The following is a 17,861-nucleotide window of genomic DNA, read 5'->3' on the forward strand; positions in this document are numbered from 1 at the left end:
ATCAGGCTTTTTTTAGCCATCCGGCAAACAGACGGGTCACGATGGGCATCCACAGCCAGACCACCAGCGCGACCACACAGGCATCGTTAATCAAATGCAGCAGCAATGAGCCTTTCAGGCCAGGAAGCAGCGCGCCAGTCACTTGTGGTACCAGATTGGTGCTGGGAAAGATCACCAGGAGCGTGATCAGAAACTGTTTCCACTGTTTTGGCTTACGTACGTGTGTCTCCGGTGGCGTAAACCAGAACGCAGGTTCCGTACGCACTTCGGTTTTGTCGCCTTCCGCCAGCAGCGGTTCAATCTCTTTCACCAGCGCATTGCGGGTATCAGACTGAGTCCACTCATAGAGGTGTTCGAGGGTGTCGAAGCGGATAATCACCGTCCACAGGTTTTGCCCTTCGGACGGGCGGATCACGTTCGCGCCCAGATGGCCGGGAAATTCCGCCGCGATGGGCATGATCCTGCCAAGCCACTGTTCGTAGTGCTCAGCCTGTCCCGGAAGTAACGTGTGAGTAATCACCAGCGTCACATGTGATGTTTGCGCCATAAAAGCTCCCTGGTCATTGATGGGCGGGAGAACCCCGCCCTGAAAGGTTTACGCTTTACGTTCTGGCGCGCCATGAACGAGGGTGTAGGCATAATCAACGCCCATGCCATAAGCCCCGCTGTGCTCGCGAACCAGGTCCATTACCGCGTCGTAAGTGCCTTTGCGTGACCAGTCGCGCTGGTACTCAAGCAGCACCTGCTGCCAGGTCACCGGTACGGCCCCGGCCTGAACCATACGGTCAATCGCTCGTTCGTGCGCATCAACGGATGTACCGCCGGACGTATCGGTTACCACGTACACTTCGAAGCCTTCGTCGAGCGCCATCAGCGCCGGGAAAGTCAGGCAAACCTCGGTCCACAGGGCTGAGATGATAAGTTTCTTACGGCCCGTTGCTTTAACTGCCGCAACAAACGCATCGTCTTCCCAGGAGTTCATCGAGGTACGTTCAATGGGTTTGACATCCGGATGAACCGCCAGCAATTCTGGCCAGATATAGCCGCTGAAGCTTTTCGTTTCGACCGACGTGTAGATAACAGGAACATCAAAAATTTTGCCGGCTTTCGCCAGTGCTACCGTATTATTCTTCAGCAATTGACGGTCAATATTAGCGACACCAAAGGACATTTGCGGTTGGTGATCGATAAAAATCAGTGCGGAATTGGATGGGTCAATCAGTTCACGAATAGACATAAAAGTACCTTTTAAACAATGGGTTAAAAGTAAACATTCGGTGTGCTATATGAGAAAGGGCCCTGACTGATAAAGCAAATTGAGTATAGCGAGAATTGACTGAGCGAATAGTAAAGATATTTGTCCCCTCTGTTGAATAAAACCGAACAACACAGGGAAATATTCTGCAACCCGTACACCGTACCGGTTGCAGACAGAGATTAATTACCGAACCAGATGGAAGCAGAAATTGCAGGTAATGAGAGTATGCCTTCCTGAAGAGTCCCTTTACCCTCCTTACATTGCCACGCCTTCACGTGCAGCAATGGGGAGTCATCCAGCACCACTTCACAGGCCTCACCCCGGTTAATCGCCACCAGCACGCGCTGCTGGTTATAAACACGGACAAACACCACCACGTTGTCGTGGGCGTACAGCACCTGGCATCCGCCATAGCGTAATGCCTGGTGCTGTTTACGTAACTTCGCCAACCGCTGATAAAGGCTGAACAGCACCTTGTCCTGTTTCGCTGGCTGCCACGGGAAGGTTTTGCGGCAGAAGGGATCATTGTTACCGTCCAACCCTACTTCATCACCGTAGTAAATACAGGGTACGCCTGGCCATGTGAAGAGCCAGGTGACCGCCAGCGGCAGACGCGCCACATCCTTGCCAAGCAGGGATTTAAAGCGCGCCGTATCGTGGCTATCCAGCTGATTAAACATTCTCAGTTGCTGCTGATGCGACAGACCAGCGCGGTAATTATCCATCCACGCCATACAGGTTTCGGCATCAATGTGATTCGGATCGTAGGAGATATCGGTATTCGCGAGGAATCCCCACAGCGGGAAGGTAAAGCCACGATAGTTCATCGCCGCATCTTCCGCATCGGCCTGCAGCCACTGGCGCGCATCGCCAAAATGTTCGCCAAATACAAATGCCTCTGGCTGAGCCACTTTTGCCGAGCGGGTAATACCCGTGACGTGTTGAATATTGTTCCGCGCCCCGCCCGCTTCGCCCAGCATGTGCACCACATCCAGGCGCCAGCCATCCATATTCCACGGTGCTTTCAGCCAGTGGCGCACAATGCTGTCTTCACCGCCGTAGATTTCATCGATCAGAGAAGGAGACTGGAAATCCAGCTTTGGCAGGCTCGGATAACCCAGCCAGTCCAGCGCTCGTCCCTCCTCATTAAAGCTATACCAGCTTCTCTGCGGTGAATCCGGGTTATGGCATGCTCCGCTCATCGACTGATTATGACGGTCAAACCACGCGTGTGAATCTCCGCTGTGGTTAAACACGCCGTCCAGAATCAGGCGCATGCCTTCATTTCTGGTGTTCTGCCGCAGGCGCAATAACGCCTCATCGCCGCCAAACTGCGCGTCAACGTGGCGATAATCTTCGGTATCGTATTTGTGTACGCTCGGAGCTTTAAACACCGGGTTGAGATACAGCGCCGTCACGCCGAGCTTTTTCAGGTACGGCAACTTTTCGCTGATACCGTCGAGATCGCCGCCGTAGAACGTCGAACCGCCCGCCTGCGCGGTTAGTGGTTCATCCCACGCTTTCAGGATAATGTCATGGCCCGCGGCATGGTGGTGATAGATCTTATCCTGGTCAGCAGTGCGTTTTTCACTGCGGGCAAAGCGGTCCGGGAAAATCTGGTAAAAGACCTGATCGTTAACCCATTGCGGTCCGTTATCCGGGTAATCAACGGCAAACTGCTCAAGACGGGCCGGAGGGAAACGGCTAAACCCCTGCGGGGTAAACCACAGCTGACGGTTGTTCCACAGCAGTTTGAAACTGTAGCGCCGGCGTGGCTGCCCGCTGCGCAAGTCGATATTTGCCCGCCAGGCTGTGATACCCGGCTGCGGCTGGCTACGCTGTTTGTGCATTTTCAGCGCGGTCTCTTCGTTATCAATTTCGGCGCGGAGCGTCACGCGTTCAGGCTGATTTTCCCCCGTCAGCCAGAGCGTAATCACAAGGTTGTCTTTGTTTTGCTTAACAAATGGGGCAACCGGAAGGTGCCAGGCGTTTAACATCACGAATCCCCTTTGATGAAATTGACGTCACCTTGCCACAGGGTGGTTAAGGTTAGCTCATCATGATGCGGTTTATTGGGGGAGGAGGATGGGGGAGGAGAAAAAATGCCCGACATCGTCGGGCATTAACATTACTGTGCTTCTGCCAGCTGACGGTCACGGCGGCATTTAAACATCCAGCCAACCAGTAGCAGGACGATCCACGCGAAGCCGACGTATAAGGAAATACGGGTATCCGGGTGGTAGCCAATCAGGGCGATGATAAAGACCAGGAAGAGCAGGCCAACCACGGTCGTTGCCACACCGCCCGGCACTTTGAACTTCAGCGCTTTCACCTCATCCGGAGACAGACGACGGCGGAATGCAATCTGTGACAGCAGGATCATAATCCACACCCACACCGTCGCGAAGGTCGCCAGCGATGCAATCACCAGGAAGACGTTCTCCGGCATGATGTAATTCAGGTAAACCGAGAACAGCAGCGCCACGGTCATCACCACCACGGTGACCCACGGCGTACCGCGGCGTGAGGTTTTGGCAAATACCTTTGGCGCACTGCCCTGCTCCGCCATGCCGTGCAGCATACGCCCCACGCCAAAGACGTCACTGTTGATCGCGGAAAGCGACGCTGTCAGCACGACAAAGTTCAGAATACTGGCAGCAAACGCAATGCCCATATGCTGGAAAGTCAGTACAAACGGGCTACCGTTAGTGCCCACCTGGTTCCACGGGTAGATGGACATGATCACGAACAGCGTACCCACATAGAACACCAGAATACGCATCGGCACCGAGTTGATGGCGCGCGGAATCGACTTCTCCGGGTCTTTCGCTTCCCCGGCGGTGATACCGATAATCTCAATACCGCCGTAGGCAAACATCACCATCTGGAGCGACATCACCATGCCGAGCCAGCCATTACTGAAGAAGCCGCCGTTGCTCCAGAGGTTATGGATACCGGTGGGCTGACCGCCGTTACCAATCCCCCAGATGATGATCCCAAAACCAGCGACAATCATGATGATAATGGTGGCGACCTTAAAGAAAGAGAACCAGAACTCCAGTTCACCGAAGACTTTCACGCTCATCAGGTTAACCGCGCAGATGATCAGCACCACGCTCAGCACCCAAATCCAGTGCGGTACCGCCGGGAACCAGACCCCCATATAGATACCAAACGCGGTCACATCGGCAATCGCCACAATCAGGATTTCAAAGCAATAGGTCCAGCCGGTAATAAACCCGGCCAGCGGACCTAAGTTTTCCTGCGCGTAACGGGAGAACGAACTGGCTGACGGATTGTGAACCGACATCTCCCCGAGGGCACGCATGATGATATAGGCCGCCACACCGCCGATGATGTAGGCCAACAGAACGCTTGGACCGGCCATTTTAATGGCATCTGCCGAGCCATAAAAAAGACCGGTACCGATAGCGGAGCCCAGCGCCATAAAGCGGATGTGGCGCGTGCTGAGTCCACGTTTAAGTTTGTTAGTGCTTTCCATTTAAATCTTGCCATTCAACACGAAAAAAACAAAAAACCACGGGGCCTTAAGCCCCGTGGTTAAACAGTTTGTTGCCGTTGATTAATGGGCGTTCGATGCGACCTGACGCCCTGCAGCACGATCCCAGATAACCGCCAGAACCAATGCAACAACGGTAGGCATCAGCCAGGCCAGGCCTTGTTCGGACAGCGGCAGACGCTGTGTCCAGGCTGGCAAAATTTCTGCGAAAGCTGATGCTTTAATCCCGTCAAGGATACCAAAAATCAGGCTGATAAACATGGCTGGCGCAATAATTCGTGAGGAGTTATTCCACCACGGGCGAGTAAAGCTCAGTACCACCAGCACGATACACGGCGGGTAGATAGCCGTCAGCACCGGAATAGAGACCTGAATCAGGTGGCTCAGACCGAGGTTGGACACCGCCATGGAGAAAATGCCGAGAATAAACACCAGAGTGCGGTAAGAGAGCGGCAGATACTGCGCAAAGAACTCAGCACAGGCGCAGGTCAGGCCAACGGCGGTCACCAGACATGCCAGGAAGATGAGCGCAGCCAGCAGCATACTGCCCGCACCGCCGAAGGTGTGCTGAACATAAGCATGCAGAATAGCCGCGCCATTCGCGTTTTGATCAACCAGCATGGCGCTATCGGAACCCAGACGGAACAGCGCCAGATAGAGCAGCGTCAGGCCCACGCCGGCCATCAGGCCAGCCCAGATGGTGTAGCGGGTCAGCAGACGTGCTTCGGTCACACCACGGGAACGCGCGGCGTTAACGATGACGATACCAAACACCATTGCGCCCAGCGTATCCATCGTCAGGTAGCCGTTCACAAAGCCGTTGGAGAATGCGGCATTTTTGTAGGCATCCATGGCGTCGCTAATCGGACCTGCCGGCCAGACAATCGCCGCAACCGCCAGCACAATCAACGCCACAATTTTCAGCGGAGCCAGGAAGTTACCTACGGTATCCAGCAGCTTGCCCGGATAGAGAGAAACCAGAATCACAATCGCGAAGTAGATCAGGCTGTAGATAAACAGCGGCATCGCGCCGTCACCGGTCAGAGGAGCAATGCCCACTTCGAAGGAAACGGTCGCCGTGCGCGGGGTCGCAAACAGTGGGCCCACTGCCAGATAGCAGACGGTTGCCAGCAGAACACCCGCCACTTTGCCGATCGGGGTGCTGAGGCTATCAACACCGCCACCCACTTTCGCCAGGGCGATAACGGTCAGTACCGGTAAACCCACAGCAGTAATCAGGAAACCAAATGCGGCAGTCCAGACGTGTTCACCCGCCTGTAAACCAACCATTGGAGGGAAAATGATGTTGCCTGCGCCAACGAACAGCGCAAATGTCATAAAGCCCAGCGCGATGATGTCACGCGATTTTAAGTGATGGGTCATAAAACCTTACTGCCTGTGGATGTGGTGTTGAAAACATTGAGCTTTTCGATTTCCCTGGTGGGAAGATACAGCCGAAAAATTGCTCAATTTCAGCGGGAAATGCTCCCGTCCTGGCGTGGAGAAGAATAGTTTTTCGATTTACCACGCAAATACAGTCGGTCTGACAGTATCTGGGGCGCAATTTAAACGCTTATAACGTTTAAAGGCAAGGTGGGATCGCAAAACCAGAACAATATGCCACCATGAAAAAACACACCAGCACAATACGCTAATTATCAGAAAAACCCATGGCTAATCATGCGAACAAAAAACAGTCAGCCGTATAAAATTCATTCGCGTTTCGTTTGACTGCAAAGCAAACGGGCCAGCAAACGCTGACCCGTGGAAAGGTAAAATGACACACCCGTTATCAGGCGATCTTTTTGGCAATTAATCGTTCCGGGATCACGAAACTAAAGCGGGTTCCCTTACCCAGGGTACTCTGAATATCGAGGCGGCTTTCATGGTGATTGACGGCATGTTTTACAATCGCCAGCCCCAGACCGCTTCCCCCTGTCTGTCGCGATCGCGCCTTATCCACGCGATAGAAGCGTTCGGTCAGACGCGGGATGTGCTCCGGAGCAATCCCCGGACCATTATCCTCGACGCTAAATTCAGCGCCCGTAGGGGTATGCTGCCAGCGCACCACGATCTCCGTCCCTTCCGGCGTATGATTCACCGCGTTATACACCAGGTTGGAAATGGCGCTGCGCAACTCATCTTCACTGCCCAAAACCTTCAGCGTATTGTCGACCTCAAAGATCAGGTGGTGCTTCTTATGGCTTAACGTTTGTGCTTCACGCTCCACCACCCGCAGCATCATGGGGACATCAATAGTGTCATTCAGCGCAAGCGTTGGCGCCGCTTCGATCTTTGAGAGCGTCAACAGCTGTTTCACCAGACCTTCCATACGGTGCGTTTGCTCGCGCATGGTGTGCAGCGCTTTTTCACGTGGCGCACCTTCAAGCGTTTGCTCCTGCATCATCTCCAGGTAACCCTGAAGTACGGTCAACGGGGTGCGTAATTCGTGGCTCACGTTCGCGAAGAAGTTGCGTCGCGCGCCTTCCAGCTGGTGCATCTGGGTGACATCGCGCGCCACCATCAGCCACTGCCGATCGCTGTAGGGCATCACGCGGATTTCCAGATGGCGACCATTATTGAGTTTCAGATTATGCGGACCGGTAAAATCACGCTTTTTTAGATACTGCGCAAACTCAGGATAACGCAGAAGGTTGAGGATATTCTGGCCATTATCATCCGGCCAGCGCAACCCCAGCAACTGTTGCGCAAGACCATTACACCAGAAGATTGTCCCTTCTTCGGTCGTCAGAATGACCGCATCCGGTAGCGACTCCGCCCCGCTGCGAAAACGCTTGATCAGGCTTCCCAGTTCGCGGCGGCGCTTTTTATTACGCATCTGCATCTGATGCAAACCGTAAAGCAGCGGTTCCCAACTGCCGCTTCCCGGTGGAGGCGTCATACTTCGGTCAACCCATAGCCACCAGGAGAGGCGTAACAGGTTCCAGAAATGCCAGATCAGCAGCCCGGTGACCGAGGCCAGCAGAAACCACGGCAGATGTCCAAGAAAGGCCCCCAGAATGAAGGCCGGAATACAACATAAGATCAGTTCAAAGACGAGCCTTTTCCATGACAGACGTTCCAGCACGCGTCACACTCCTGTCATTGTTCAGAAACGGGTAGAAAAACGATAACCCGTGCCGCGGACCGTCTGCACCATGCGATCGTGGCCGCTCAGTTCTAGCGCTTTTCGCAGGCGGCGGATATGGACGTCAACCGTCCGGTCTTCGACATACACGTTAGTTCCCCAGACGTTATTCAGCAACTGTTCGCGGCTGTAAACGCGTTCCGGGTGAGTCATAAAGAAGTGCAGGAGTTTAAATTCGGTAGGCCCCATGTCGAGTGGGTTTTCGCCCGTCATGACGCGGTGTGAGGTCGGGTCAAGGCTCAGACCTTGCATCTCAATCACCTCTTCCACTGCCATCGGTGAAATGCGGCGCATTACGGCTTTGATACGAGCAACCAGCTCTTTCGGGGAGAACGGCTTGGTAATGTAATCATCGGCACCCGTTTCAAGCCCACGCACGCGATCCTCTTCTTCACCACGTGCCGTGAGCATGACAACGGGGATATCGCGGGTCATCGCTTCACGTTTAATGTGTTTGATAAACTGCAGTCCAGAGCCGCCAGGCAACATCCAGTCGAGCAGAATCAGATCGGGCCAGGGCTCATTCAACTGGTTCACCGCGCTGTCATAATCTTCCGCTTCAACCGGCTGGAAGCCATTTTGTTCGAGCACGAAGCACACCATTTCACGAATTGGAGCTTCATCTTCTACGACCAGAATACGTCTCGCCATACTTTGCCCTGTCTTATCTTATTTAAGTTACAAGTTTGTAATGCGGCGTCATTATGCGTCAGATTTATGACAGATTTATGAAAAACCTTACCACTATAAATGGCAAACTGTTGTTTTATTACAGCGGTTATTTTCTGCCCCTGAATGTTTATAATCGCCAACATCTTTTTTCGCCACGGATCTCCTATGCGCATACTTCACACTTCGGACTGGCATCTGGGTCAAAACTTTTACAGCAAAAGCAGGGCAGCTGAGCATGAAGCGTTCCTGAACTGGCTGCTGGATACGGCCCGATCGCGCGAAGTGGATGCGATTATTGTCGCGGGTGACATTTTCGACACCGGCTCGCCGCCAAGCTATGCGCGTGAGCTGTACAACCGCTTCGTGGTAAATCTGCAGCAAACAGGCTGCCATCTGGTGATTGTCGCCGGTAATCACGACTCCGTCGCCACGCTGAATGAATCCCGCGACATCCTGGCCTTCCTGAACACTACCGTGGTGGCCAGTGCCGGGCATGCGCCGCAGATCCTGAAAAAACGTGACGGTACACCGGGGGCGGTGCTGTGCCCGGTTCCCTTCCTGCGCCCACGCGATATCGTGCAGAGCCAGGCAGGGATGTCCGGCGGGGAAAAACAGCAGCATCTGTTGCAGAGCATCACTGACTATTATCACCAACAATATACCGATGCCTGTACCTTGCGCGGCGAACAGCTCATTCCGGTGATTGCGACCGGGCATCTCACCACCGTCGGAGCCAGTAAAAGTGACGCCGTACGTGACATCTATATTGGTACGCTGGATGCGTTCCCGGCGCAAAATTTCCCGCCTGCCGACTACATTGCGCTAGGGCATATCCACCGCGCGCAGATCATCGGTGGCTGCGAACACATTCGCTATTGTGGCTCGCCCATTTCGCTGAGTTTTGATGAGACAGGTAAAGCCAAATCTGTGCATCTGGTGAGTTTTAACGGAGGTAAACTCAGCGCCGTCGAAACGCTGGAAGTCCCTGTTACCCAGCCGCTGGCGGTGCTGAAGGGTGACCTTGATGCCATCACCTCCCAGCTTGAACAGTGGCGTGGCACTGCGCTTAATCCCCCCGTCTGGCTGGATATCGAAATCACGACAGACGACTATCTGCATGATATGCAGCGAAAAATTCAGGCGCTGACGGAAGATCTTCCTGTCGAGGTTTTACTGGTACGCCGTAGTCGCGAGCAGCGCGAAAAAATCCTGCTGAGTGCTCAGCGCGAAACGCTGAGTGAACTTAAAGTCGAAGAGGTTTTTGAACGCCGACTGGCCCAGGAAGAGATGGACGATGCAAAACGCGCCCGGCTGAACGAGCTGTTCGCCCATACGCTCCACGCGCTGAATAACGAGGAAGAGAACGCATGAAAATCCTGAGCCTGCGTCTGAAAAACCTCAACTCACTCAAGGGCGAGTGGAAAATTGACTTTACCGCTGAGCCCTTTGCCAGCAACGGGCTGTTTGCCATTACCGGTGCGACCGGTGCAGGCAAGACCACCCTGCTCGACGCCATCTGTCTGGCGCTCTATCACGAAACGCCGCGTCTGCAAAAAGTGTCTCAGGCGCAAAACGATCTGATGACGCGTGATACCGCCGAGTGTCTGGCCGAGGTTGAGTTTGAAGTAAAAGGTACCGCCTACCGCGCCTTCTGGAGCCAGAACCGGGCGCGTAATCAGCCAGACGGGAACCTGCAGGCACCGCGTGTGGAACTGGCTCGCTGCGAAGATGGCAAGATTCTCGCCGACAAAGTGACAGATAAACTGGAGCAAACCGCCGCGCTCACCGGGCTGGACTATGGCCGATTTACCCGTTCAATGCTGCTTTCTCAGGGGCAGTTTGCCGCTTTCCTCAATGCCAAACCGAGCGATCGCGCAGAGCTGCTGGAAGAACTGACCGGAACCGAGATCTATGGCCAGATTTCCGCCAGGATATTTGAGAAACACAAAGCCGCCCGAAACGTACTTGAAATGCGCGAGGCACAGGCAGCGGGTGTGGTGCTGTTGAGCGAAGAGCAACAGCAGCAGTTACAGCAAAGTTTGCAGGCACTTACTGACGAAGAGAAAACACTGCTGGCACAGCAACAGCGCCAGCAGAAAGATTATCAGTGGCTTACGCGCCATGATGAGCTTCTTCGCGAGCAACAGCGCGTAAGCGTGTTACAACAGCAGGCACAGCAGGCGCTGACCGACGCCGCGCCTGACCTGGCAAAGCTCCAGCTTGCTCAACCCGCCGCTCAGCTTCGACCGCTTTGGGAGCACCAGCAAGAGCAAGCCTCGCGTCTGGCTCAAACCCAGCAGCGAATTATCGAAGTAAATACTCGCTTACAAGATAAAACCGCGCTGCGCTCGCGTATCCGTAATACCGCCATTCGTACCCATGAGCAGCTTCAGACCGAATTAACGGTTCTGACGCAGTGGCAGGCAGAACATGATCGATTCCGCTTATGGGGACAGGAAATGGCAGGCTGGCGAGCGCACTTCGCTCAGCTTGGCCGTGATAAAAATCAGCTTACTGCCCTGACCGTCCGCCTCACTGAATTACGCCATAAACGGGCCGCCCTGCCGGAAACAACCCTGACGCTGACGGCGGATGAGGTTGCAGTAGCGATGGAACAACAGGCGCAGTCACGAACGATGCGTCAACGTCTGACCTCGCTCCATGCCCGCTATCAGCCGCTACAAAAACGCCTGCATCAGAACGGTGAAAGCGTGCAGAAAGCACAGGCTGAGCAGGTAAAACTCAATGAAACACTGACGCTACGTCGCCAGCAATACAAAGAGAAAAACCAGCACTACCTGGACCTGAAGTCCCTGTGTGAACGCGAAGCGACGATTAAAGATCTGGAAAGCTATCGTTCTCAGCTTGAGGCAGGTAAACCCTGTCCACTGTGCGGCTCCAGCGAACATCCCGCCGTGGAGAAATATCAAGCACTTGAACTGACTGATAATCAGCGCCGCCGTGATGCCCTGGAAAAAGAGGTCGCCTCGCTAAAAGAGGAAGGGCTGCTGGTTCTGGGCCAGGTTAATGCCCTGACTCAACAGATCCAGCGCGAGACAGGCGAAGCGCAGACACTCTCTCAGGAAGAGCAAGCGCTCACTAAAGAGTGGCAGGAGGTTTGCGCGGCATTAAATATTTCGCTGAATATTCAGGAAGATATTGCCATCTGGATGAGCGAACAGGAGCACTATGAACGCCAGCTTTATCAGCTCAGCCAGCGTCAGACGCTGCAAAACCAGCTCAACGAAATGGAAGAGCAGGAACGCCAGTACCAGCAGCAACTGGCGACAACGCGTCAGGGGCTGGAAAGCGCCCTGGCCGCACTTTCACTCAGCGTACCTGAAGAAGGTACAGAGGCCGCCTGGCTGAACACCCGTGAAACGGAGTTCGCACAGTGGCAGGAAAAACAGACACAGCAGGGTGCGATTCAGGAACGTATAAACGCCCTGAAGCCACTGCTTGACGCACTTCCGGTCACCAACAGTGAAGAGACCGAACCCGCCATTCCTGACAACTGGCGCGCAATCCACGACGAATGCGTGTCTCTGCAGAGCCAACTGGCGGCACACCGGCAGCAGGAAACGCTGGAGCGTGAGCGCCTGCAGCAATCGCAGGTGCAATTCACCCAGGCCCTGTCAGCCAGCTGTTTTGCCGATCAAGATGCGTTCCTTGCCGCTCTGCTGGATGAGAACATGCTCCAACACCTCAATCATCTGAAGCAATCGCTGGAAAACCAGATACAGCAGGCAGCCGCCTTGTCCGGACAGGCAAACCAACAGTTGCAGGCGCACCTGGTGCTGCGGCCAGAAGGGCTCGACGCCGATGCACCAGGCCTGCAGATCCGGCTCCAGCAACTGACGCAGCAGCTTCGTGAGAACACCACGCGGCAGGGAGAGATCCGCCAGCAGCTTAAGCAGGATAGCGATAACCGCCTGCACCAACTGGCTTTAATGCAGCAAATTGAAGAGGCCAGCCGTCTGGCAGACGACTGGGGGTACCTGAATGCGCTTATCGGCTCCAGTACCGGCGACAAGTTCCGCAAGTTCGCCCAGGGGCTGACGCTGGATAATCTTGTCTGGCTTGCTAACCAGCAACTTAACCGCCTGCACGGGCGTTATTTGCTCCAGCGCAAAGCCAGCGATGCTCTGGAGCTGGAAGTGGTCGATACCTGGCAGGCGGATGCCGTGCGCGACACCCGTACGCTCTCTGGTGGCGAAAGTTTCCTGGTCAGCCTGGCGCTGGCGCTGGCACTTTCCGATCTGGTGAGTCACAAAACGCGGATCGACTCGCTGTTCCTGGATGAAGGGTTCGGCACGCTCGACAGCGAAACGCTGGATACCGCGCTGGATGCGCTCGACGCGCTGAACGCCACCGGAAAAACCATCGGTGTGATCAGCCACGTTGAGGCGATGAAAGAGCGTATTCCGGTGCAGATTAAAGTGAAAAAGATCAACGGGCTGGGATACAGCAGGCTGGATAAAGAGTATGCGGTGGAGTGAATGGGGGGCGGTGCAGTCTGGTGCCCTCACCCTGGCCCTCTCCCTGTGGGAGAGGGAATAAACACTCTTTGCTTTTATTCCGGCCACAACCATGCCGCACCGCGCACGCCGCTGGAATCACCGTGCAGCGCTTTGCGGATCGGGGTCTCACACTCGCCGCCAAACACCCACTGTTTCACCAGATTCGGGACCGTGCTGTACAGGCGGTCGACGTTGCTCATGCCGCCGCCGAGCACAATCACGTCCGGATCGAGAATATTCACCACGTGCGCCAGCGATTTCGCCAGGCGCATTTCGTAGCGGCGGAGCGCCAGTTCAGCTACCGAATCCTGTTCTTCGACCAGACGCATGATCTCGCTCCCTTTGAGCGGCTGACCACTCAGACGGTGGTAATCGGTCGCAAAACCGGTACCGGAGATAAACGTCTCAATACAACCTTGCTTGCCGCAATAGCACGGTACTTCAGCGCGGTATTTAAGCTCATCTTCATCCATCCACGGCAGTGGGTTGTGTCCCCACTCGCCCGCCGTACCGTTACCCCCGATATGGGCACGCCCGCCTAAGGCCACGCCTGCTCCGCAGCCGGTACCGATGATGACGGCAAAAACGGTATGGGCACCGGCAGCCGCGCCGTCAATCGCTTCTGAAACCGCCAGACAGTTGGCGTCGTTGGCCAGACGCACTTCGCGCTTCAGACGCGCGCTCAAATCTTTATCAAAAGGCTGACCGTTTAGCCACGTCGAGTTGGCATTTTTAACCACCCCGGTATAAGGCGAGATCGACCCGGGGATCCCCATTCCGACGGAGCCGGTTTGTCCTGTCGCCTGCTCTGCCATTTCAACCAGTCTCGCGATCGTCTCGATAGTCTGGTGATAATCATCGCGCGGCGTAGGCAGACGGTGGCGGAACAGCTGTTCCCCCTGCTCGCTCAGTGCGATGACTTCTGTTTTGGTGCCGCCCAAATCAATCCCAATACGCACAAGACTCTCCTCATTATTTTGATTATCAACAGAGTAGAAGCACGCTTCCCGATTAGCAATGCAAGCGATGCGACAATTCGTTATCATGCCCGCTGATTTAACGACAAGGCCGTGGAAATTATCATGCTGTGGTTCAAAAATTTGATGGTTTACCGTCTCAGCCGCGACGTTTCGCTGCGTGCAGAAGAGATGGAAAAACAGTTAGCCGCTTACACCTTTTCCCCTTGCGGTAGCCAGGATATGGCAAAAACCGGTTGGGTTCCGCCAATGGGTTCACAAAGCGATGCACTGACCCACGCCAGCAGCACGGGTCAAATCATCGTCTGCGCCCGTAAAGAAGAGAAAATTCTGCCAACGCCGGTGGTTAAACAGGCGCTCGAAGCGAAGATCTTCAAACTGGAAGCCGAACAGGGTCGCAAGCTGAAGAAAACCGAAAAAGATTCGCTGAAAGACGAAGTTCTGCACTCTCTGCTGCCGCGCGCCTTTAGCCGCTTCAGCCAGACCATGATGTGGATCGATACCGTTAACGGGCTGATTATGGTGGACTGCGCCAGCGCCAAAAAAGCAGAAGATACGCTGGCTCTGCTGCGCAAAAGCATCGGCTCTCTGCCGGTCGTACCGTTGGCGCTGGAAACGCCAATCGAGCTGACCCTGACCGAGTGGGTACGCAGCGGTGCTGCCGCGCAAGGTTTCCAGATCCTCGATGAGGCCGAGCTGAAAGCCCTGCTGGAAGATGGCGGCGTGATCCGCGCGAAGAAACAGGATCTGGTGAGCGACGAGATTGCCGTACACATCGAAGCGGGCAAAGTGGTGACCAAACTGGCGCTCGACTGGCAGCAGCGGATTCAGTTTATGATGTGCGATGACGGTTCAGTGAAACGTCTGAAGTTCTGCGATGAACTGCGCGATCAGAATGAAGACATCGACCGGGAAGATTACGCCCAGCGCTTTGACGCGGACTTCATCCTGATGACCGGGGAACTGGCCGCGTTGATTCAGAATCTGGTGGAAGGTCTCGGCGGCGAAGCGCAAAGATAACAGGCAAAGCGTAGGCCGGGTATGCGTTAGCGCCACCCGGCTTATTTTTTATTTCAGATAGCGGCACAGATAAGAGGTCGGTTCAGCAACCTGCAGATGGAACTCGCTGTGGCCAGGAACGTTGAAAACCTGCCCGGCTGCGTAAACTTTCCATTCCGTTTCACCCGGCAGTAAGACGTTGAGCGCACCGCTAACGACCGTCATCTCTTCCGCTTCGGCCGTACCAAAAGTGTATTCCCCTTCGGCCATGACACCGACACTGGCGCGGCCAGTGCTGCTGCTGGTAAAACCAATGGATTTCACTTTACCGGAAAAGTATTCGTTACTTTGAAGCATGAACTGGCCCTTATATTTTTAGATAAAAATTCACTATAGGGGCCATGCTCATCACCTGTCACGCAAAATCATTACGTCAGAAGCTCTGAAGCCAGGCGAGCCATCAGAACATTGGATAACAGCACCGGCACATCCAGCGCCTTCTGCAGTAAATCGCGATGATGCTGGTGGAAGCCAAGACAGTCCAGGATCAACACATCCGCCCCTCTCTCCAGCAACTCACGTCCGGCCTCAATCAGTGCGGCATCGCTATCCCAGAAAGGATTTGCCAGCGCATATAAGGGCACTTTTTCAAGCACGTGCCACTTTGCCTCCTGGTTGTCCATCAACTCTTCAATCGGGACGATGACCCCCACCTGATGACCATCAACAATTGAGGCCACCAGCGGCGGGATGATGCGCATCGGCTCCAGCAGAATCGCATTACGCGCCGTGAGACCTTTAATGGGTGCGGTACTCATCAGCAAAATAACGTCATAACCTTGATTATCGAGCACTTCTATCACCCCTTGCAGCGAGCGCTCGATTTTCTGACGCGAAACATGCGCCAGTTTACCGTCACTTAATAACGTCGCCAGGGGATCCTCCCCCGCCTCGACAGCGTAGTCCTCCATGACCTCTTCCCGACTCATCTTCCCCAGCAGGCTAAGATGCGTTATCTGTTGTTCAGAGACATGCTCGGTTAAGAGCGGTAACACTTCGCTTACAGGGACCACACCAATGGTGAGGATCGCCAACGTCGCCTTCATCTTTATCGCCTTCCATTACTACAACATCGTGCACACAGGTACAGGCTCACTACGCTGCACAGTTCATTTTTTCAACAAAACAGCACCAAGCGTAGCAGGTGATCTTCACATCGAAATGTAAAGATCGACCGTCAATATCGGAGTTACTTGTAATAACTAAATATTAACTCCTGCTTAACTTTCTCGATGAGTAAAAAGTGTGATTCAGGCACGATCCTGGAGCGTTTAGGAAAACGGTCAGGTTATATCAGGATCTTCGTAGCGCCGTTTCGCATCCAGCGCTTCCTGTTCAGTCTCGTGTTCACTGATCAGCGAGTCTGGTTTAGGGTGATCGGCACGCAGTTGATACCAGGTAACAGTATGACCCGTATGGCCTTTTTCAACGGTAATAATGCGCGCTTCACGCGGATAGGGAGGTCTGGTCGGCATAGCTCATCCTTTTTTATATGTCTGAGCTATAAGTATAGACGCCGGTTAGCTGGCACAAGCCAAACGTAGAGCAGTAATAATCTGGGTAACCACATCTTCAGGAGCCGCAGAAGCATCTACCACGTGGTGTGCTGCTTCACGGTATAGCGCATCACGTTCAGCCAGCACTTCTCTCACCTCTTCGCTAAGCGGTCTGGAGGTCAGTGCAGGACGTTGCCCCTCTTCCGGAAAGGCTTCCAGACGCCCTACCAGAGCCGAAACAGGTGCACTGAGATAGATCACAATCCCTTTTTCGCGCATAAAGTGGCGATTACATTCAGCCAGAACAATGCCCCCTCCTGTCGCGATAACCGCAGAAGGTGTGGTTACCGCTTTCAGCGCTGCCGTTTCACGTGCGCGGAAGCTGTCCCATCCTTCCTGTTCGACAATGTCCGCGATCGTTCTTCCGGCCTCTGTTTGCAACCAGTGGTCAGTATCCACAAACTGACGATCGCACGCGCGTGCCAGTTCCAGGCCAACGGTGGTTTTCCCACAGCCGCGGGGGCCAACTAAAAAGATGGGTTGGGTCATAACCAGGTGTTCCCCTTGATGCCGGATGGCCGAAGAGTGTAAAGAAATAATTGCAGAAGATGTTTCGATTACTTTACTGCAAAGCGGTACGGGATGACAACCCTGAGGAGGCCATACTGTACCACAAATTGACAATGGTTATCATTACGCGGTGCGACGCTTCACTTCCAGCAACCATTTATCCAGCTCTGCGGCAAACTGCTGACGATCGCGCTGGGATAAGCTGTCTGGCCCACCCGTCTGCACACCGCTGGCGCGGAGCGTATCCATAAAGTCACGCATAGTGAGTTTTTCCCGAATGGTCGCAGGTGAATAACGCTCCCCCCGAGGGTTCAGCGCCGCAGCCCCTTTCTCCAGCACTTCAGCAGCCAGAGGGATATCCGCCGTGATCACCAGATCTTCCGCGCTACACAGACGGACAATTTCGTTATCCGCCACGTCAAACCCGGCCGGAACCCGCAACGCGCGAATGAATCTGGAAGGAGGGACGCGAATATTCTGGTTCGCCACCAGCGTTAGCGGCATCTGAACACGCTCGGCGGCGCGGAACAAAATCTCTTTAATCACATTCGGACACGCGTCCGCATCAACCCAAATCGCCATATTGTCTCCCCTTAATGACTCTGCCGACTATTGTCGCCTGCATTTCGTTGTTAAGCTAT

Annotated in this window: 16 protein-coding genes; 3 read left to right on the plus strand and 13 right to left on the minus strand. The window is 54.4% G+C overall.

Annotated features, from left to right (window positions below):
- Window position 1 precedes the first annotated feature (1 nt).
- The 7 genes from JGF26_RS05805 to phoB form a co-directional block, all read right to left on the minus strand.
- A complete protein-coding gene (locus JGF26_RS05805) occupies window positions 2-547 on the minus strand; it encodes an antibiotic biosynthesis monooxygenase (RefSeq protein WP_028017671.1) in 546 nt (181 codons plus the stop codon).
- A 48-nt stretch (window positions 548-595) separates the two neighbouring features.
- Complete coding sequence (locus tag JGF26_RS05810; protein ID WP_014069092.1) at window positions 596-1,237, minus strand: hydrolase; 642 nt, start codon at window positions 1,235-1,237, stop codon at window positions 596-598.
- 200 nt (window positions 1,238-1,437) lie between these two features.
- Window positions 1,438-3,255 carry a maltodextrin glucosidase gene (malZ, locus tag JGF26_RS05815; protein ID WP_134707190.1) on the minus strand — a complete coding sequence of 606 codons (1,818 nt, stop codon included), beginning with the start codon at window positions 3,253-3,255 and terminating at the stop codon, window positions 1,438-1,440.
- A 131-nt stretch (window positions 3,256-3,386) separates the two neighbouring features.
- The gene (proY, locus tag JGF26_RS05820; protein ID WP_028017673.1) at window positions 3,387-4,760 is read right to left on the minus strand and encodes a proline-specific permease ProY; all 1,374 of its coding nucleotides are present in this window, start codon (window positions 4,758-4,760) and stop codon (window positions 3,387-3,389) included.
- A gap of 81 nt (window positions 4,761-4,841) precedes the next feature.
- Entirely contained in the window at window positions 4,842-6,161 is a 1,320-nt protein-coding gene (gene brnQ / locus JGF26_RS05825) for a branched-chain amino acid transporter carrier protein BrnQ (RefSeq protein ID WP_008503262.1), read from the minus strand.
- Window positions 6,162-6,570: 409 nt separating this feature from the next.
- A complete protein-coding gene (gene phoR, locus JGF26_RS05830) occupies window positions 6,571-7,866 on the minus strand; it encodes a phosphate regulon sensor histidine kinase PhoR (RefSeq protein ID WP_134707189.1) in 1,296 nt (431 codons plus the stop codon).
- Window positions 7,867-7,887: 21 nt separating this feature from the next.
- Complete coding sequence (gene phoB, locus JGF26_RS05835) at window positions 7,888-8,577, minus strand: phosphate response regulator transcription factor PhoB (RefSeq protein WP_003859122.1); 690 nt, start codon at window positions 8,575-8,577, stop codon at window positions 7,888-7,890.
- A 186-nt stretch (window positions 8,578-8,763) separates the two neighbouring features.
- Between phoB and sbcD the strand changes: the two genes are divergently transcribed.
- Complete coding sequence (gene sbcD, locus JGF26_RS05840) at window positions 8,764-9,969, plus strand: exonuclease subunit SbcD (RefSeq protein WP_128348500.1); 1,206 nt, start codon at window positions 8,764-8,766, stop codon at window positions 9,967-9,969.
- Window positions 9,966-13,097, plus strand: a complete 3,132-nt coding sequence (gene sbcC / locus JGF26_RS05845; protein WP_134707187.1) for an exonuclease subunit SbcC — start codon at window positions 9,966-9,968, stop codon at window positions 13,095-13,097. The genes sbcD and sbcC overlap by 4 nt, the downstream gene beginning before the upstream one ends.
- Window positions 13,098-13,171: 74 nt before the next feature.
- On the opposite strand, the gene mak is transcribed toward sbcC, so the two are convergent.
- On the minus strand, window positions 13,172-14,077 hold the full coding sequence (gene mak, locus JGF26_RS05850) for a fructokinase (RefSeq protein WP_108090716.1): 906 nt from the start codon (window positions 14,075-14,077) through the stop codon (window positions 13,172-13,174).
- Between the two features lie 123 nt (window positions 14,078-14,200).
- Here mak and rdgC point away from each other — a divergent pair, with 123 nt between their 5' ends.
- Window positions 14,201-15,115 (plus strand): recombination-associated protein RdgC, encoded by a 915-nt coding sequence (gene rdgC / locus JGF26_RS05855; protein WP_028017678.1) that lies wholly within the window; start codon window positions 14,201-14,203, stop codon window positions 15,113-15,115.
- A 48-nt stretch (window positions 15,116-15,163) separates the two neighbouring features.
- On the opposite strand, the gene ppnP is transcribed toward rdgC, so the two are convergent.
- The 5 genes from ppnP to JGF26_RS05880 all read right to left on the minus strand — a co-directional run bounded on the left by ppnP (window position 15,164) and on the right by JGF26_RS05880 (window position 17,802).
- Window positions 15,164-15,451: a pyrimidine/purine nucleoside phosphorylase gene (gene ppnP, locus JGF26_RS05860; protein ID WP_008503270.1), complete on the minus strand. Its 288-nt coding sequence runs from the start codon at window positions 15,449-15,451 to the stop codon at window positions 15,164-15,166.
- Window positions 15,452-15,522: 71 nt separating this feature from the next.
- Complete coding sequence (locus JGF26_RS05865) at window positions 15,523-16,200, minus strand: AroM family protein (protein WP_028017679.1); 678 nt, start codon at window positions 16,198-16,200, stop codon at window positions 15,523-15,525.
- A gap of 237 nt (window positions 16,201-16,437) precedes the next feature.
- Window positions 16,438-16,629, minus strand: coding sequence for a protein YaiA (yaiA, locus tag JGF26_RS05870; protein ID WP_028017680.1), 192 nt, complete (start codon window positions 16,627-16,629; stop codon window positions 16,438-16,440).
- A 45-nt stretch (window positions 16,630-16,674) separates the two neighbouring features.
- The gene (aroL, locus tag JGF26_RS05875; RefSeq protein ID WP_028017681.1) at window positions 16,675-17,199 is read right to left on the minus strand and encodes a shikimate kinase AroL; all 525 of its coding nucleotides are present in this window, start codon (window positions 17,197-17,199) and stop codon (window positions 16,675-16,677) included.
- Between the two features lie 144 nt (window positions 17,200-17,343).
- A complete protein-coding gene (locus JGF26_RS05880; protein WP_014830847.1) occupies window positions 17,344-17,802 on the minus strand; it encodes a YaiI/YqxD family protein in 459 nt (152 codons plus the stop codon).
- Window positions 17,803-17,861 lie beyond the last annotated feature (59 nt).

Source organism: Enterobacter sp. E1 (genome assembly GCF_016809815.1).
Classification (GTDB): Bacteria; Pseudomonadota; Gammaproteobacteria; order Enterobacterales; family Enterobacteriaceae; genus Enterobacter; species Enterobacter adelaidei.

Coding starts and splice junctions, on each gene's coding strand:
- JGF26_RS05805 (WP_028017671.1), bottom strand. CDS start 547: ATGGCGCAAACATCACATGTGACGCTGGTGATTACTCACACGTTACTT.
- JGF26_RS05810 (WP_014069092.1), bottom strand. CDS start 1,237: ATGTCTATTCGTGAACTGATTGACCCATCCAATTCCGCACTGATTTTT.
- malZ (WP_134707190.1), bottom strand. CDS start 3,255: ATGTTAAACGCCTGGCACCTTCCGGTTGCCCCATTTGTTAAGCAAAAC.
- proY (WP_028017673.1), bottom strand. CDS start 4,760: ATGGAAAGCACTAACAAACTTAAACGTGGACTCAGCACGCGCCACATC.
- brnQ (WP_008503262.1), bottom strand. CDS start 6,161: ATGACCCATCACTTAAAATCGCGTGACATCATCGCGCTGGGCTTTATG.
- phoB (WP_003859122.1), bottom strand. CDS start 8,577: ATGGCGAGACGTATTCTGGTCGTAGAAGATGAAGCTCCAATTCGTGAA.
- sbcD (WP_128348500.1), top strand. CDS start 8,764: ATGCGCATACTTCACACTTCGGACTGGCATCTGGGTCAAAACTTTTAC.
- sbcC (WP_134707187.1), top strand. CDS start 9,966: ATGAAAATCCTGAGCCTGCGTCTGAAAAACCTCAACTCACTCAAGGGC.
- rdgC (WP_028017678.1), top strand. CDS start 14,201: ATGCTGTGGTTCAAAAATTTGATGGTTTACCGTCTCAGCCGCGACGTT.
- ppnP (WP_008503270.1), bottom strand. CDS start 15,451: ATGCTTCAAAGTAACGAATACTTTTCCGGTAAAGTGAAATCCATTGGT.
- JGF26_RS05865 (WP_028017679.1), bottom strand. CDS start 16,200: ATGAAGGCGACGTTGGCGATCCTCACCATTGGTGTGGTCCCTGTAAGC.
- yaiA (WP_028017680.1), bottom strand. CDS start 16,629: ATGCCGACCAGACCTCCCTATCCGCGTGAAGCGCGCATTATTACCGTT.
- aroL (WP_028017681.1), bottom strand. CDS start 17,199: ATGACCCAACCCATCTTTTTAGTTGGCCCCCGCGGCTGTGGGAAAACC.
- JGF26_RS05880 (WP_014830847.1), bottom strand. CDS start 17,802: ATGGCGATTTGGGTTGATGCGGACGCGTGTCCGAATGTGATTAAAGAG.